The sequence below is a fragment of the Alcaligenes sp. AB3 genome (genome assembly GCF_031844565.1).
In the GTDB taxonomy this organism is placed as follows: Bacteria; Pseudomonadota; Gammaproteobacteria; order Burkholderiales; family Burkholderiaceae_B; genus Alcaligenes; species Alcaligenes faecalis.
In genome coordinates this window covers 250,338-266,395 of sequence record NZ_JAUZVM010000003.1, presented here as the reverse complement: position 1 = coordinate 266,395, position 16,058 = coordinate 250,338, and the positions used below count along the sequence as shown (strand labels likewise).

Genomic DNA, 16,058 nt, shown 5'->3' with positions numbered 1-16,058 from the left:
GCTCGGACTTGCGGCGAGGTATGTCGAGTTTCGTTAAAAAAGGCATGGGGGGGCAACCAAGGCAGCGAATCGCATGCGCACGAGCGCTGTAGCAGCCTCCTCATTGGGGGGCTTTCTGGCGACAGCCCGTGAAGGAACAGACCCAGGTATCAATGCGTGGGTTGCTTCGGTAAAACAACGTGGCCTCTCAGCTCAGGATGCGGCACTTGAGGTTGTGCAGAAACTGGTGCCAACAGGGGGAAGCATTGACGAGGAGTCAGCCAAGCACGCGATGAGCCAAGCCGTTGCTCATCTCTACGAAGTGGACCCCAATGCTGACATCTTTAATCTTGCAGACGACCAAATTGCCAACGTAATGGCGTACACGGTGGCGTTTGATGTTTACAACCGTGTTCAGCTTGAACTTGGGCGAGTTTTTGAGAAGCTCGAGTACGCGCCCAGAGTTATACAAGAACGCCTGGCACAGGCGCTCGACTACATCATGGTTGTTGTTAATCGCTCGATGGAAAAGGTCCGCTCTGGCAGTGTGCCGCGCTCTATGCGAGAAATTGCGGCCTCGGCGTTGCAAGACGCGCTTACGGTGTTTGCAGAATCATGAAGATACTTTGTTCTAGTATTAATGCGCTGCCTAAGATCTTACCTGCAGGCACTCAGGCATTCACCTTCTTGGAGCCGTCATCGAGAGCTGACGTTGGGCGCATCGCCTGTGGTTGGCAACGTGAACTTGAAAAAGCCGGCTATGCTCCGTCAATCCCGGTGTGGGATTTCATGCTTTTTTGTTTTGCTGTCTATGCGGCAGATGTGGCCGTTCTTCGTAAAGGCAGTGCTGATGGCTGGACGCGCCAAATTGAGCTCGATATCACGCTCAATAATCCTGTGCCGTGGGAGGCAAACAGAACTATTATCGAGGAGATGCTTCGAATACTCTCCGGTGATTTCTGGACGCTTCGCTTCCTACCAGACGGCCCCTCACCACCAAAAGGTAATCGTCGACTTTGCGAGCGTGACTGTGTGTCTTTGCTTTCTGGAGGGCTCGATAGTCTGATAGGCGGAATAGATGCGACAGCTCAGGGCCGCCGACCAATATTTATATCGCAGCTAGCTTTTGAAGACTCCGCTCGACAGATTGCCTACGCCAATGCATTAGGTGGTGGCGATTGGCACCAGCAGTGGAGCCATAAAGTAGTTTTCAGCAGCCAAAAGGAGACGTCGACCAGAGCACGCTCCATGGCGTTCTATGGACTCGCTGTGCTTGCCACTTCGTTACTGACGGTCAACCGACCTGATATTTTGGTGCCAGAAAACGGATTCATCAGTATCAACCCTCCGTTGCTTCCAGGGCGAATGGCAAGCCTCAGCACCAGAACAACACATCCGCAGTTTATGTCCTTGCTTCAGAAGCTGCTCGATGCGGTTGGCGTCGATGCCCAATTGTCTCTGCCATATCGGTTCAAAACGAAGGGTGAGATGTTGGTTCAGTGCGCGGATCAAACACTACTGGCGCGCTATGCCTGTGATACGACGAGTTGTGGTCGCTTTCGCACCTACAACCGAACGCACTGCGGTCGATGCGTACCGTGTATGGTGCGTAAGGCAGCTATTCAGCGCTGGGACTCTTCTGACACGACGAGGTATAAATTCTCGTCCCTTGCTGCGGCTGGAAAGACGAGTGCGGACGATCCGATGGCGGTGGCTTGCGCTGTACTCACTGCAGAAGAGCGAGGGATTGATTCCTTCCTGGGGGCCACGTTGACTTTTGCCTCTGACGTTGACCGTCCACATTACCGTCGTGTTGCTGAACAGGGTTTGGCTGAGTTGGCGGCATTGCTTCGAAGAGATGGTGTGCTGTAATGGATTTCCACTGCCACATGGATCTTTATCCCGACGCCAAGCAGGTTTACATTGAAGCGCTGCAGCGAACCGAGTTTGTGTGGTTGGTGACGACGAGTCCAAGGGCATATGCTGCGACATCTAGAGTTCTAGCAGCCACGCAGAAGTTGTTTATTTCCCCAGGCCTCCACCCAGAAGTCGCAGATAAGAAGCATGGCGAACTGGAGATGCTGCTGTCGCAAATGGAGGCTTGCACTGGGGTTGGTGAAATTGGTCTAGATGGCTCCGCACGGTATCGCCAGCACTTTGAACTTCAAACACACATATTCAAATCCGTTGTAGAAAACTGTGTCAGACTGGGGGGGCGAGTTCTCAGCATCCATTCGAGGGTTGCTGCCAAAGAAGTTTTAGATATTCTTGATGCGAATCCTGGTTTCGGCACTGCGATCCTTCATTGGTTTACCGACTCACCTGCGCTGCTTCGGCGAGCTGCTGAATTCGGGTGTTGGTTCAGCGTTGGACCTGCAATGACGGAGTCTGCTAATGGACTCAAGCTGGCAGCACTGATGCCCCGTGACCGCGTTGTCTCGGAGAGCGATGGACCATTTGCAAAGGTGAGGGGTATGCATGTGATGCCATGGGAAGCAAATACCGTGGCAGCAAAGCTCGCCAAGGTATGGTGTGTATCGAAAGATGAAGCATCGATTGCTCTGAAATCAAATGGCTTGCGGCTAATCAAGCTTCTGAAGACGAACGAGATGTTTTTTCAAGGTACCAAGTAGCATCCTAAGAGTTTCTAGTGGTACATGCGAAGTATTCGGATGCTGTAACGGACATGGTATTTTACATGGTGTTAATGTGATATATTTTTATAACCTATTGAATTTAAAGGCTTTTTATCTTCCATTTACAATAGAGTGGGAGTGATCCCGCGTCTGGCACGGCCAGGCATCTGATGGCATAAAAAGCCGCTAAGCCCGCGTAATTGCGGGCTTTTTTGTATTTGTGTCTGGCAGTATATGGCAACTGATGGCAGCGGGAAGCACCGCTTGAGCGTGGTATCCAAGGTGGTATTATCGAGACATGATGCCATGAGTGATAGCCGATACCATGTGAATTGCCCCGGGTTTTGCGGAGGCTCCAACCTTTGAGAGAATGGAGCCTTTATGAGCAAGCAGAACAAGTTTTCCCCGGAAGTCCGTGACCGCGCCGTGCGTCTGGTACAAGAGCATCGTGGCGAGTATCCATCGCTGTGGGCGGCCGTCGAGTCCATAGCGCCGAAGATGGGCTGCGTGCCGGCCACGCTGTTGGAATGGGTCAAGCGCAGCGAGATCGACAGCGGCATGCGTGATGGCATGTCAACCAGTGAACGCGAGCGCATGAAGGCCCTGGAACGCGAAGTCAAGGAACTGCGCCGAGCCAACGAGATTCTGAAGTCGGCCAGTGCTTTTTTCGCCCAGGCGGCGCTCGACCGCGAACTGAAGAAGTAAACGCCTATATCGACCGGCACCGGGACGTCTACGGGGTCGAGCCGATCTGCAAGGTGTTGCAGGTTGCCCCATCGGCGTATCGGCGTCATGCCGCCCGCCAACGACGTCCAGAACTGCGCAGTGCGCGCAGCCAGCGCGACGAGGGTTTGATGGCTGAGATTCGGCGTGTCTGGCAAGCCAACATGCAAGTCTACGGCGTACGCAAGGTATGGCACCAGTTGCAGCGCGAAGGCATTGCCGTGGCCCGCTGCACGGTTGAGCGCCTGATGCGTCACCTGGGTCTGCAGGGCGTGCGCCGAGGCAAGCGGGTGCGCACCACCATTGCCGACGGTTCGCAGGCATGCCCACTGGATCGCGTCAATCGCCACTTCCATGCCGACAGGCCCAATCAGTTATGGGTCTCGGACTTCACCTACGTGTCGACCTGGCAAGGCTGGCTATATGTGGCCTTCGTCATCGACGTATTCGCCGGCCGTATCGTTGGCTGGCGCGTGAGCAACACCATGAGTACAGACTTCGTGTTGGATGCCTTGGAACAGGCACTGTATGACCGGCGCCCCGCAGACTCTCTGATCCATCATTCTGACCGGGGCTCGCAATACGTGTCCATCCGCTATACCGAACGCCTGGCCGAGGCAGGCATCGAGCCGTCTGTCGGTAGCCGAGGCGATAGCTACGACAACGCCCTGGCTGCGACTATCAACGGGCTGTACAAGGCCGAACTGATCCATCGCCGAGCTCCCTGGAAAACCAGGGCTGCTGTGGAGTTGGCAACGTTGGAATGGGTCGCCTGGTACAACCATCAGCGTCTGCTCGGGTCCATCGGGTATATTCCTCCTGCACAGGCGGAGGAACTCTATCACCGTACTCACCCCGCTGCCGTGCCGATGAACGCTGTACTTTAACCAAACAGCCTCCGCGATTCCCGGGGCGATTCAGTTTGAGTATTTGTCACAGGGTGTGACTCCTGGGAGTCACACCCATCATTGGTAATGCATTGTTTTACAAAAGTTTTTTCTGGTCGTCTTCTAATGATCTAAAGAAGTCATTTTTTGATTGTTTTTTGAGGGAAGCGCGCAAATTAAAAAGAGCTGTAGCGACCGAGAAAAATGGCAAATAAAAACTGGAAGTTTGGAATCCGCTGATCTAGGTGCATGCCGCGTTTCTTTTTTAAAGTTCTAAGGTATACTTTCCATCGAGCTAAAAACGGAAAGCAATCATGCCTGATAAAAACAACAAACGGTTAGAAAGCGATGCGCTTCAAATTTCTCCAAACAGCTTGTTTCAAAATAAAGAAGACTGGAAATTGTTGAAGAGACTTCTGCGTTTTGCTCTTACTATAGGTACTTTCGCGATGGGGCTGGCTGGGTGCGCCACCAATTACGATTCCCCGCGACGTTTTGTGGGGCATCCAGTCTCGGATGTGATTGCGACGATGCCCCGTTATGGCATTGATCAAGGCACTGACGACAAAGGTCGCCCCTATTTTCAGTGGAAATTTACGGAAACAGAAACAATTTCGATTTCGTACGGAACCACACGACAAATTCCTGGTGGACCTATAGTATCCGGCGGCCTTGCCTTTAGAGACGAACAGCGAGTGCGCCACTGCAGCGTTACAGCATACTATGATCCCGCAAGTATGATCACAACGGAATTCAAAGTTAAGCGTCCGCGTAACGCCAAGTGTAGAAGGATGGGCTCATACCTTGATGGATCGGCCTTCCTGCCCACGGACTTTCCTGGATGAAATTACAGGCTTTCCTGTGCCAAGCATCTTCCCATCTACGTGTTTATCAATTGCTACAATATTAATACCCCATTGGGGAGCTACAACCCAGACTGCGCGGTGGTGTTTCAGAATGACACCCGTGTCTACTTTGTCGCGGAAACTAAGTCGAGCACGGTTACGGGTGAGCGAAGAAGCAAGGAGAACCTGAAAATTGAATGTGGTCGCGAGCACTTCAAGTGAGTGTCAGATGTTGTCTTCAAAGATGTTAAGACGCTGGAGCAGCTAGTTATTTAGGGTACAAGAAGTTTTTTGATACCAATTTTGATTGTAGTATCAATGCGATATCGTTTTTCAACTTATTGATTAAAAATAAAATTTTCATACTATTTGTAATTAAGTTGGTTTTATTGTTATCAAGCGTATTGGCCGAAAAACCTTCGGGGAATATGGAGCAGCATATGTTGGCCGAGATTGCGAACCGAAGTGGTATTGTAGTTGGTGATTTACAATCTGCACTTAAAGCTTGTGAATTGAACCAACGCGATATTAATTTATGTGCTTTTCAGCGTGCTATTGTGGCCGAGCGATTGCTAGATGATGCGATTGAAACGACCGAAGCAAAGAGAAATAGAGATTATATTGAGTGGAAGGAACAGCTTCAATCTCGCTGTCATGCAGATGCTGAAAAAGAAGCTGGAGGCGGCACACTACTGCCCCTGTTGATTTCTGAATGTAAAGAGCTTGCCATGCTGGCTGAGCGATATAGGATATTAGGACCAGAAAATTTTTCACCGCCACCGCAGCCCCCGCATAAATGGGACTAATATCTGATGATGAGTTTTACGATACGCAGTTTGCTAATTTTCTGCCTTTTTTCTTTTCCAAGTCTTGCTGATGATCGTTTGCCCTTGAAAGAAGGGCGCTATACAGTTGAGAGCACACAGTGTGAAGCGGTTGACAATATCAATACGGCTTTGCTGAGTAATCAACATATCAGCATAGCTGAAAGTCGATGTGAATTTTCCGAGCCAACATTAATCGGTGACGGAGAGTATTCATTGAAGGCAACATGCGCACAACCCGAACTGCGCGCTGAGTTTTTAAATGAAGCACAGCTAAAAATCGTTTTGCAGGATCGTTTTCGTATTGATGATGGTTTCAAACTGCGTTCATATACGCTTTGCCTGGTCGAGAAATAGAGGCAATCAACTTTTTTATGCAAGGAGGGCTGTTTTTCATTGGGCTAAGCATTGCCCCCAACCTGATCGGTATATAGCAACATTTTATTTTGCTCTTATCTATTGCAGTCCATTCGGGTAAGGCTCGATAGCGTCCGCTTTTACCCAACCTTGCGGGCAGGATGTAATTTCCCCATTTTCTAAGCGCTTACAGTGTTTCATAGCCGTGCTATACGGCTCAGGCAAGGGGGCAGAGACGCGACATAAAATATCTGCTGTGTTGCAGTTTTCGAATCGATCATCTTGCATCGCCATAATGAAATATGCCACATCAGAAATACCGTATTTGGCGGTAGCCTTGATGCAAATGAGCTGATCTTCAGCGAGACTGGTGAGAGTATTCGGATCATTCTCAACACTGTCTGCTTTTGTGTAGAGTTTGGTAGGTTGGCCGTAAACTGCCCCATAGTAAGGTGCAACAGAACAGTCACTATGAATATTGACCTTGTGGGGGTCTGTGGCGCAGTCGAAAGTTTTTTCATCATGACATTGAATGCCAGATTGATCCAGTAGCTCGCGTAGTTTTGCTCCTTTCAGATCGCCGTTTGCTTCACTAGCGATCGCTGATAATGGTTGGGACAGGCTCAAAGCAGCGACTAGGATAAATCCTGATCGAAAAAGAGAAGTTAATGGTTTGCTCATAGTTGACATGCCTTTTTCTTATCCAATCCATCCAATACCAAAACCAGTGACTTGCCAAATTGCATGGCATTAACATTGCATCCCGCAACAGGAACCATGGTGCTGCCTTTGTCTTGATCGGTAATGTCACCATTAACAAAGACTTGCAGGGAAGCCGAATTTTTCTCATTGACTTGTAAGGCCTGAAAACGAAACGGATTGGCTTTGTGAGTATCGATCAATATCGTGACGCCTTGTACTTGCGGCAAGAAGTTAGCAAGATAAATCGTGCAGCCTTTATGTGTGTCGGTGCTTTTGCAGGCATGAGCATAATCTTGGAATAAATAATCAGGCATCAGTGAAAACGCGTCGCGGGTAACCAGGCGGGTTTGCTCAGTGTTAGGCACAAAAACGGTTTGATTGATTAACTCATCACGTAATTTTAGTCCTTGTTCTGGCGTGATAACTTGAGCAGGCACGGAGAGGGCTGTAGGTTTTTTGGGGAGCAGTGTGCCCAAGGTGATTGCAAGGTCACGCTTATCAACGGCTGCCTCTCTTAATTGTTTTAATGCATTTTTACCGGGCTCCCCCCATTTTATAAGCTGGCGTACATTGTTTTCGGTAAAACGCTTATCGCTGGAAAGAGCCATCGCTACTTGTTGTTGAGCAGCAATACGCAATGGCGATAGCGCGTCAGTCAATGTTAGAGCAAAGATACCGTAAACAGGAAGCACCATGACAAGATTGATGCGCCGTAAACGCTGTGTCCAGACTGCTCCGCCTGTGAGCGCCCATAGATAGGAAAATCCGTATACGAGGCCGATGGTTGTCAGGTAAATGAATGTGACATCAACGGGCGCAAGGCCAAAGTTTTGAAAGTCTTCATAAAGCAGCTGTGCGGACAGGAAACCGAACACTAATACAGCAATCGCTGCGATTTTTCCTAATTTGTCGTAAGCTCCTTGCAGGCGCTCAGTTTCATTACGCTCACTAATGATGGTTGCAATAATAGAGCAGCTTAACATTGCCCACACGGTGAGGCTGATTGAAAGCTGGGAGTCGGAATTCGACTCCGTGCCAAAAAACACGATGAGCATCATTAGCGCCATGAGCGGCAACAATAGCTGTGGCCCTATCAGATGAGCAATAAAACGTGATCTTGGTGATGTAAAAGACGGTTCAAGACGATCTGTTAATATGGCAACGACACCTGCTATCGCGCCAGCAATGAGCCAGGAAATGAAGCGCATCAATTCAGGATCGACAATATCGGTACCGATGCCCGAAGCCGTAGAATAAATAGCGACCCAAAAAAGGCAGGCAAGCGCTGTGAAGACGCGCCAGCAGATATTCCATGCGGACTGATAGATGATGGCATAATCAAAACGACGGGTCTGTACGTAAGCCACTAAAAACGGCAGTGGCAATAGGATGATCATCAGCATGGGGGTTGCATTGACCGTTTGCCCCGAATATTCGCCGGTGAGAATGCCGCTTGTGGCAAAAGAAGCTAAAAAACTGATGATCAGTCCGTTGAGAACAGCACCAGCAATGACCCATGGCAACTGTATCATTCCGGCTGTTGCAAGAATGGTTAATACAGCGCCAGCAGAGCCGTAGCCAATCACAGGGTTTACGTTCTGATCAGCGATCATGCTGCTGACATCAAGTAAACCGAATATGCCCCCAAGGATAAGGCCAGATAGTACTATGAGTGCATTTTTTTTCATGCCTATCCTGATTTTTGTTTCAAAATGTTTAAAATATTCTATATGCCTAATGCGTTAATCTGTACACTCACCGATTAACTTGTCGATGCATTATAGCGATTTGGTGTGAGTTGATGAAAAATTATAGATTTTGTGCTTCAATTTTCTGCATGAAAGTATTGGCTGCTGGTTTTCTTATTAATTATCCTGTTTCGGCATTAGTAGCAGAAAGTTGTATCGGAGAGGTATTCGTTTCTTGCAATGTTGCTAAGAATAAACATTTACAGGTTTGCATAGAGCCTGCCACTGACAACGCAGAGCCGAAATTTACCTATAAGTTCAGTGAGAAAGAAAAGAAGGGACTTTCGCTAAGCGAAAATTTCTCCGCCAAAACGGTGTCGCCATGGAAAGGCGTTGGCAGAGTTATCAACTCAAGTGTTGTATTTAACCATCAGGGATATCAATACCATGTGTGGCAAAGCTTCGACCGTCTGGACGAAGAGGCTGAGTTACAGGCTGGTGTTAATGTATCAAAAGGGGATGAAAATATTGCCTCTTTTACCTGCCAGTCGGATAACCAAACCAGTATTGCACCATTATTCGTCTTGGAAGATGCGATGGAGGCTGCCGGCTGGTGTTACCATTCAGGGAAATTTGAGTGGCAAAACTGTGCTGTTAAAGATCAATAATACTCACACGACAATATAATTTTTATTGTTGAAAGTTTTTTCTGCGTTTTTTACGAAAGCGAACAGTTTTTACTTGCATAACGATTCTGAGAGAAGTTTAACGCTTTATTCGAGATTAAAAAATCTATCTGCGGCAGTTATTTTCTCTGTGGCTTTTATCGATCTGGAAATTGATGTGATTTGTAATTGTGAACGTTATTAATTATTGTTAGAATTCCGTGTTTTTATTTAAGATAAAATTTTATTTAATTGATGTTTTTGATCTAAAAATGACACGTTTTATATAATGGTTTTAACAGTGTTTGTGGCACTAAGCTTGAGTGGTTGCGCAGCTGAGATTGGTTCTGCTCTTGGTGTTCTCTCCTCATAGAGAAACCTATGGTGCGAGGCGAGAGAATAGAGAAATATCGCGGTGTGTTTGGTCGTAGCGTTGAGGCTGAAACAGTTTTGAATGGAGAGGCTGCCTACACATGGGATCTTTCCTATTATCAAAGAGTGACTGTAGAAGTTGATACTTCTTATGCGTATCATAATTTGGATCGCCCAGGAATGAGGACAGGTATTATTTATGAAGATAGAGACGTATTACGTTTGTGTCAGTTGACCATGTTATATGATCCTCAGACGCGTTTGGTTACGAATTTTGAGCTTACCGCCCTAACGAAGTGTGGGGCGGTGCGTAGTGCATTCCGTAAAATATAGGCTTTCCAAAAGATCTGTAAAGTTTTTATGTATAAGAGTGTGTAGTAGTTGGCTCTTGTAAAGAGCAATTTCTAGCGATTAAGTTTTTTGCGGGTTATTTAAGAATATGTTGAAAAAAACGATTTCATCAATGCTTTTAGTATTATTAGCTGGGGGTGTAACTACTGTCTTAGCTGCTGATGTGAAAGGCTCATCGGATCATCAGCTATTAAATCGGTTTCCTGGAGCAGAGATTCGTAGTTACTTGCAAAAAAATTACGATGCAGCGTCTTTGCCAAGAGCTAAGATTGATGATAGAAAAGCACCGAGTGAGCTGCTTGAGCTGGAAGGTAAGGTTACTAGTATCTCTTACAGAATCCCGGGTGAACACTCCGCCCTAGAAGTTTTTCGAAACTATGAAAAGGCACTGCAGCAAGGAGGTTTTGAAACATTGTTTGCTTGTCACGGTCCAGAAACATGTGGAACGGACATGATGCCTTTTATTTCTTTGGAGGGGCGTGTACGACCGCAAAGCTTTGGTGATGCTGTCTTTGGTAGTGCAAGTGAGCGGATTGTACTGTCGCGTCGTAGCGATGAAACAGGGGAGGTGCACGTGTTTCTACACGTAGTGGAGGATACTCCTAACAATAGAACGTATCTCTATCAGCAAATTATAGAAGGTACAGAGTTGGAGCTAGATCAAATAAAAACTCTCCAAGCTGATGAGTTGCAGCAATCACTTGAGCGTCACGGATATGTTGCTATTCCAGGTATTTACTTTGATAGCGCTAAAGCAGAGATTAAGCCGGAGTCTAGTGCGGCTTTGTCAGAAATGGCTAAATTACTGACCAGTAATGCTGGTCTGAAAGTGTATGTAGTAGGCCATACGGATAACCAAGGTTCACTTGATACAAATCTTGCATTGTCTCAGAGTAGAGCACAAGCGGTTGTTGAGGCTTTACGTGACTCGTATAGTATTGATGTGGCAAGGTTGGTTGCTAAAGGGGTAGCTTCTTTTTCGCCAGTAGCAAGTAATGCGCAGGAAGCTGGTCGCTCTCGCAATAGGCGGGTTGAGCTTGTTGTGCAATAGATAAAGCAATTGAATGGGCAGTAAATATATTTACTGCCCAATTAGATTCTTAGTGAGAATCTTGCATTTTACAACAGTTATTTTGGTTTGCTGTTACTGATTGAGTAGCTGCTTGAACGGTTTTTTCAAAGAGAACGTTTAGAGTTCGGTTGCTTGTTACTTGCGTGCATAAGCTTGTTAGCACACGTTGATTCATTGCATCGTCTAAAGCAAGATTTCACTTTTCAATGTCTCGGACGTGGAGGATAGGCGTTAATACAATGCCTAAGTTCTGTTCTTGAGCTTCAGCGAGTTGTTGATTTATGGCTTTACCTTGTAGATGCTCATTGTCAGGCAGTTTCCCGTATGGCGAACACCGAGACATAAAACGGCAGATGTAGCCAGTACCATGAAGATTTTTTATTTTTCATGTTGTTCTCTTTGAGTTTAGTTTAATCAACTATTGCTTAGTACAAGCTGTGCACTTGGTTTGCTCGTGGGTGACGTTAGGGACTAGGGTACGTTGCCGTACTATCAACAGTAGACAGTTAACGCAGAGTTGCAGACTTATTCTGCGTTAGAGGGAAAAGGGTGGTAATAGCTCCCTGAGTTGAAGAACAGAGAAGCCAAAGCACCCAATGCTATTAGTAATGTTAGGATCATCTTCGAGTTGATATTGATCTTGCGTCTACAGTGTCAAAACGAGCATTCCTTCAGGACATCTTGCGTTACCTTCTGCAGGTAACTTTGGGTCGTTAGCTCACCTGGTACCGACCGGGTGGGAGCATACTTGCTTAGAAGCCCCACACTGGCTGAATCTTCGCGAGTTCCGCGCGAACATGCGTGCACTCGAATTCATTTGTCAGCTCCAGGTCTGTCACCAAGCGTGTGCTTTCATCGTAGGCGATCGTCAATTTGCAATCACGGTCAAACGTACGCGTTCCGTAGACGATGCCTGTGGTCATGCCTGGGCGATCCTGGTTGTAGTACGCATAACTGTCCACTTCAACAGTACGGGCTTCTGTATAGGACGCATTCCACGTGTAAGCAGGATTCCCGTTCAGAACAGTGGCAACTGCGATATTGCGGCCGAAATAATCCACGAATTTGTCAACGGGTTCGCCACGAATCCTGGCCTTGTGTATCTGCATATTGACAGCACTGCCGAGCTGCGCGCAACCAGTCAATCCAACCACCAGTACCCCCGCGACTGTAGCCTTGAGCAAACGTTTCATAAACTACCTTTTTTATTGTTGAAATACCGAATCGCTTTGTGGTTGAAACTAATACGCGATCTACCAGACGCATCATTTCGTGGGGACTCGCTGTTTCTACTCAAAGCACCTGCTTATCTCGCAGGCAGAAAAGTATATCAGAGCTGTCGGTTTTGGTGGCGCATCGTTCGTGGATCTGCATAGGATGCGGTGCTTGTGGACTGTCCCCCTGCCAGACCACCTGACATGAGGGTACGCACGACCGAGATCCCCGCAAAGCAGACAAGTAGCGGTACCCACTGAACTTCTGCTTTTGGCCGATAGCCGAAGTAGCAGGGTGTCCAAATGGAATGGTGAGTTGTCCACGAAATATTGGAATGGGTATCCGGTGTTAGTCAAACAAGTTGACCGATATCTATGCAACCAACCTTATATTTTCATGTGGGATGTCGTGCTCCTTGGCCGGGTTAAGCCAGACTTCTTCAACCGGTTTCCAGTTACGGGCAGAATGATTCTTATAGCGCATGCTTAACCTGCTTGGCGGCCTCATAAACGGCTTTGCGGGATAGGCCGGTGTATATTGAGCATTCGGAACAGGGCCTCGGAGTACGGATTATGATCGCCGACCGAAGGCCGATCTTTGCTAACTCTGTGTTTGAGGCACGCCTTGTCAATGAGGATGGCTGCATGCTGTGCCGATTCATCAAGATGCACTTCCCAGCCGGTAATCAGGCGACTAAAAACATCAATAGTCATATACAAACGGTAAAACTGCCCGCGAAGAGCACTAGGCAGATAAGTGATATCCCACGACCAAACCTGATTGGGTGCCGTTGCGAACTAAGGGGGGCAGTGAGTGTGGAGAACCCGGGTTTTGTGGCTACGCAGCTTTACCGACTGGCTGCGGGCGCTGCCTTACCGCTGGTGCTTTGCGCTGGTGCACCGCATGACGGGCTTGTGAGCCAGATGCCGCAGAACTTTGTCATTGCTCCCGAAATCGAAGTTGGCTTGCAGCGTCTAGTGGAGTTGTATGAGCAGCTCACTCCGGCGTGTCTCAGCCGCTTGAACATATGCTATGCACCGCATGTGCCCTTTAAGGACCCTTTCAATGAAGTGCGCGGACAGGACGGTATTCGGCAAATCTTTGCGCATATGTTTACGATCGTGGATGTTCCTCGTTTTATAGTGACGGAGCAACTGGCGCAAGGGCAACGAGCGTTTTTGGCTTGGGAGTTCCACTTTCGTATGCGTCGCTGGCGCAAAAGTGTGCCGCAGTGCATTCGTGGAGGGACGTTCTTGCGGCTAAACGCTCAAGGCCTTGTGCTAGACCACCGTAATTATTGGAACAGCTGAAGAACTGTATGAAAAGCTACCTTTGCTCGGGAGGTGCGTGGCCTGGCTGCGCCGCGTAGGGTCTGCAACAGCTTCTTGCAAACTGTGAAGGCTGCATTGAGCGCTGTCTTTAGCCGGGGCGCCTATAACTTAAGTCGTGCACTTTATCAAAATCGATGTCGTACTGCTGGGCCTGCTCCTAGTCGGTTCCGCTGGCAGCAGCATGGGCTGCTCTCGACATTCACCTTCGATTAAACACACATCATATTGCACCAACCTCAAAATACAGATGCCATTGCTTTAAATTTGGATAAACGTCAGGGCAGTGTTTTTATAAAGCCTCAGCCTAGTCCGCACATTTGAGCTTTGATTCTAATTCACATCATTGATGAAACTGTGAGACTGGGCTCGATAAGGCAGTTGATGATTAGTTAAGATGTTGCGCATACTTTTATGCGCTTTTTTGAGTATGGTTTTTTTAATGGTGTTAGATGATTTGTGATATGCAAGTTATTGTTTTTTAAGATTAATAATTTCTTATTTATGACTGAGTGGGAATGATCCCGCGTCTGGCACACCCAGACATCTAATGGCATAGGAAGTCGAAAAGCCCGCGATAACGCGGGCTTTTTTGTGTGTTTTCAAAAGCTTCTTAAAATCTTGTGACTGTCACCTGATTTTGTTCAGAAGCGCTGCCAATTCGAGCAGATTCCCGGCTTTGTAATCCCATTGATCTGGTAGTGGTGCGTCAGTTTCTTTCGACGGATTAGCCCCTTGTTCGCGCGGGACGAAAGCTGTTTTTAGCCCGCACGAACGTGCACCTTCCAAGTCGTAGTCGTGAGCGGCGACTAGCATGGCCCGTTGAGGTGAGATGTTGAGCAGTTCGCAGGCATGGAGATAGGCCCGAGGGCTGGGCTTGTAGGACTGGGACATATCAGCACCAAAAATCATGTCCCATGGCAGGTGCGCATGTTTGGCCATATTGATCAGCAGCCGGGTATGTCCATCGGATAAGGGCGCAACGATGTAGTGTTCTTTTAATCGGGTGATGCCTTCCACAGCATCGGGCCAAGGGTCTAAGGTATGCCAAGCGTGATTGAGTATATTCAGCTCTTCGTGATCAAACTGGGAAGGGGGGAGATTGAGTTGTGCCAGGCAGGTTTCCAGATTCTCCCTATTGATGGTGTCCAGAGAGGTGAAGCTGCGTTGACCTTTACGGATCGGGTCAATAGCACGGTCATAGTGTCCGACCCATGTGTCGGTAAGAGCTCTTGCGTCAATATGGCTCATGTCGTGACGCTTCAGGAATGCTTCAACTTTATCCGTAATGCTGCCTCGCCAATCGACAACCGTACCCAAAATGTCAAAGAACAATACGTCAACATTCTTCATCTAGTAGTCTCCATTTTTCTGCGCTAAATGTCTGACTCAAGGCTTTGAGTCGGCTGGCCAGGCCTGCATCGCCGCCTCAATGATGCTCTTGAGCTTTTCTGGGGAGGCTCCGTCTCGAGCCTGGATGGACAAACCTTCCAGAACGGTCGTGTAGAAGGCTGCTAATTGGGCGATATCGGCGGACGGCGAGAGGTCTCCGTCTGTCACCCCACGGGCGAGTCGTTTTTGCAAAGCCCGCTCGCCCTCCAAGCGGTTCTGGGCCAGAAAAGCACGGACAGGCTGATTGTCAGGGGTGCCGAGCAGGGCCGACAAGACAATCATGCAGCCTCGGGGGCCTTCTGTAGTCGAATAGGCATGGGCATTGGCCTCGAGCATTGCCCTGACAGCGTCGCGGGCTGTTTTGGCATTTGCAAGGCTTTCAGTGGTAGCTCGACTCTCAAGACGATCGTACAACTGGACTGCTTCTTGAAAGAGCGCTTCCTTGCAGCCGAATGTCGCATACAGACTTGGTTTATTGACGCCCATGGCAGCGACAAGGTCCTGGATTGAAGTGCCCTCGTAGCCTTGTGCCCAAAAAACGCGCATGGCGGCCAGAAGAGCGGAGTCCCTGTCAAAGCGTCGAGGACGGCCCAGAGTTCGCTGCTCAGCGTTTTTTTCTATTTTATCTGCACTCATTCTTCGATGATCCGTAAACCTGCTGTCCCGATGATGATCAAGGCTAAAAAGAGAAGTTTGATGGCTGTCACCTGCTCGCCAAAAAACAATATGCCGACAACGGCAGCCCCCAATACGCCGATACTTACCCAGATTGCATAGGCAGTCCCCACAGGCAGATGCTTGAGCGACAGTCCCAGCAAGATGAGGCTTGTCATGGCAACAACGATGCCGATCAGGCCAGGCCAGAGCTTGGTGAAGCCATCGGCTTGTTTCAAAGCTAAAGCCCAGATTATTTCCAGCATGCCAGCAACGACTAATAATCCCCAAGCCTTGAGCATTTTTATTCCTTTATACGACACAGCTTGAACTTGAGCCTGCTATCGGGCTGTCGTTGCAACATGCGA

Annotated in this window: 17 protein-coding genes, 2 pseudogenes and 1 other annotated feature; of the genes and pseudogenes, 12 read left to right on the top strand and 7 right to left on the bottom strand. The window is 48.3% G+C overall.

The genetic code is table 11. The features are described from left to right. Window positions 1-73: 73 nt before the first annotated feature. The 8 genes from Q9R35_RS08755 to Q9R35_RS08725 all read left to right on the top strand — a co-directional run bounded on the left by Q9R35_RS08755 (window position 74) and on the right by Q9R35_RS08725 (window position 6,251). The gene (locus Q9R35_RS08755) at window positions 74-598 is read left to right on the top strand and encodes a hypothetical protein (RefSeq protein WP_311219696.1); all 525 of its coding nucleotides are present in this window, start codon (window positions 74-76) and stop codon (window positions 596-598) included. Further along, a complete protein-coding gene (qatC, locus tag Q9R35_RS08750; RefSeq protein WP_311219695.1) occupies window positions 595-1,851 on the top strand; it encodes a Qat anti-phage system QueC-like protein QatC in 1,257 nt (418 codons plus the stop codon). Before Q9R35_RS08755 ends, qatC begins: the two co-directional genes overlap by 4 nt. Next, window positions 1,851-2,612: a Qat anti-phage system TatD family nuclease QatD gene (gene qatD, locus Q9R35_RS08745; protein WP_311219694.1), complete on the top strand. Its 762-nt coding sequence runs from the start codon at window positions 1,851-1,853 to the stop codon at window positions 2,610-2,612. Before qatC ends, qatD begins: the two co-directional genes overlap by 1 nt. A 384-nt stretch (window positions 2,613-2,996) precedes the next feature. After that, window positions 2,997-4,225, top strand: a protein-coding gene (locus tag Q9R35_RS08740) for an IS3 family transposase (protein ID WP_311219693.1) whose coding sequence is annotated in 2 segments (ribosomal slippage) — window positions 2,997-3,276 and window positions 3,276-4,225 — 1,230 coding nt in all. Because the reading frame shifts where the segments join, the coding sequence is not laid out codon by codon here. After that, window positions 3,275-3,391: a sequence feature (AL1L pseudoknot), on the top strand. (Overlaps the previous gene by 117 nt.) A 314-nt stretch (window positions 4,226-4,539) precedes the next feature. After that, window positions 4,540-5,070: a hypothetical protein gene (locus Q9R35_RS08735; RefSeq protein WP_063692505.1), complete on the top strand. Its 531-nt coding sequence runs from the start codon at window positions 4,540-4,542 to the stop codon at window positions 5,068-5,070. Between the two features lie 39 nt (window positions 5,071-5,109). Beyond that, window positions 5,110-5,292 (top strand): hypothetical protein, encoded by a 183-nt coding sequence (locus Q9R35_RS18690; protein ID WP_366612921.1) that lies wholly within the window; start codon window positions 5,110-5,112, stop codon window positions 5,290-5,292. 218 nt (window positions 5,293-5,510) lie between these two features. Beyond that, the gene (locus tag Q9R35_RS08730) at window positions 5,511-5,876 is read left to right on the top strand and encodes a hypothetical protein (protein WP_063692509.1); all 366 of its coding nucleotides are present in this window, start codon (window positions 5,511-5,513) and stop codon (window positions 5,874-5,876) included. Window positions 5,877-5,882: 6 nt separating this feature from the next. Continuing rightward, window positions 5,883-6,251, top strand: coding sequence for a hypothetical protein (locus Q9R35_RS08725; RefSeq protein WP_311219692.1), 369 nt, complete (start codon window positions 5,883-5,885; stop codon window positions 6,249-6,251). 99 nt (window positions 6,252-6,350) lie between these two features. Here the strand turns inward: Q9R35_RS08725 and Q9R35_RS08720 are convergent, their stop codons facing one another. Together Q9R35_RS08720 and Q9R35_RS08715 are read right to left on the bottom strand one after the other, a co-directional pair. Further along, window positions 6,351-6,932 carry a hypothetical protein gene (locus tag Q9R35_RS08720; protein WP_063692511.1) on the bottom strand — a complete coding sequence of 194 codons (582 nt, stop codon included), beginning with the start codon at window positions 6,930-6,932 and terminating at the stop codon, window positions 6,351-6,353. Continuing rightward, the gene (locus Q9R35_RS08715; protein ID WP_311219691.1) at window positions 6,929-8,641 is read right to left on the bottom strand and encodes a hypothetical protein; all 1,713 of its coding nucleotides are present in this window, start codon (window positions 8,639-8,641) and stop codon (window positions 6,929-6,931) included. Before Q9R35_RS08715 ends, Q9R35_RS08720 begins: the two co-directional genes overlap by 4 nt. Window positions 8,642-8,754: 113 nt before the next feature. On the opposite strand from Q9R35_RS08715, the gene Q9R35_RS08710 reads away from it, so the two are divergent. The 3 genes from Q9R35_RS08710 to Q9R35_RS08700 all read left to right on the top strand — a co-directional run bounded on the left by Q9R35_RS08710 (window position 8,755) and on the right by Q9R35_RS08700 (window position 11,080). Then, window positions 8,755-9,309 (top strand): hypothetical protein, encoded by a 555-nt coding sequence (locus Q9R35_RS08710; RefSeq protein ID WP_311219690.1) that lies wholly within the window; start codon window positions 8,755-8,757, stop codon window positions 9,307-9,309. Between the two features lie 378 nt (window positions 9,310-9,687). Next, entirely contained in the window at window positions 9,688-10,011 is a 324-nt protein-coding gene (locus Q9R35_RS08705; RefSeq protein WP_157664277.1) for a hypothetical protein, read from the top strand. 106 nt (window positions 10,012-10,117) lie between these two features. After that, window positions 10,118-11,080 carry an OmpA family protein gene (locus Q9R35_RS08700; protein ID WP_063692517.1) on the top strand — a complete coding sequence of 321 codons (963 nt, stop codon included), beginning with the start codon at window positions 10,118-10,120 and terminating at the stop codon, window positions 11,078-11,080. A 773-nt stretch (window positions 11,081-11,853) separates the two neighbouring features. Here the strand turns inward: Q9R35_RS08700 and Q9R35_RS08695 are convergent. After that, entirely contained in the window at window positions 11,854-12,294 is a 441-nt protein-coding gene (locus tag Q9R35_RS08695) for a hypothetical protein (protein ID WP_240208778.1), read from the bottom strand. A gap of 693 nt (window positions 12,295-12,987) precedes the next feature. Beyond that, window positions 12,988-13,068, bottom strand: a pseudogene (locus Q9R35_RS18685) (hypothetical protein); the annotation flags it as partial. 171 nt (window positions 13,069-13,239) lie between these two features. On the opposite strand from Q9R35_RS18685, the pseudogene Q9R35_RS08690 reads away from it, so the two are divergent. Then, window positions 13,240-13,714, top strand: a pseudogene (locus Q9R35_RS08690) (nuclear transport factor 2 family protein). A 560-nt stretch (window positions 13,715-14,274) separates the two neighbouring features. On the opposite strand, the gene Q9R35_RS08685 reads toward Q9R35_RS08690, so the two are convergent. The 3 genes from Q9R35_RS08685 to Q9R35_RS08675 are packed head-to-tail and all read right to left on the bottom strand — an operon-like array spanning window position 14,275 to window position 15,992. Then, entirely contained in the window at window positions 14,275-14,997 is a 723-nt protein-coding gene (locus Q9R35_RS08685; RefSeq protein ID WP_311219689.1) for a haloacid dehalogenase type II, read from the bottom strand. A gap of 36 nt (window positions 14,998-15,033) precedes the next feature. After that, complete coding sequence (locus tag Q9R35_RS08680; RefSeq protein ID WP_311219688.1) at window positions 15,034-15,672, bottom strand: TetR/AcrR family transcriptional regulator; 639 nt, start codon at window positions 15,670-15,672, stop codon at window positions 15,034-15,036. Beyond that, on the bottom strand, window positions 15,669-15,992 hold the full coding sequence (locus tag Q9R35_RS08675) for a multidrug efflux SMR transporter (protein WP_311219687.1): 324 nt from the start codon (window positions 15,990-15,992) through the stop codon (window positions 15,669-15,671). Before Q9R35_RS08675 ends, Q9R35_RS08680 begins: the two co-directional genes overlap by 4 nt. Window positions 15,993-16,058: the final 66 nt, after the last annotated feature.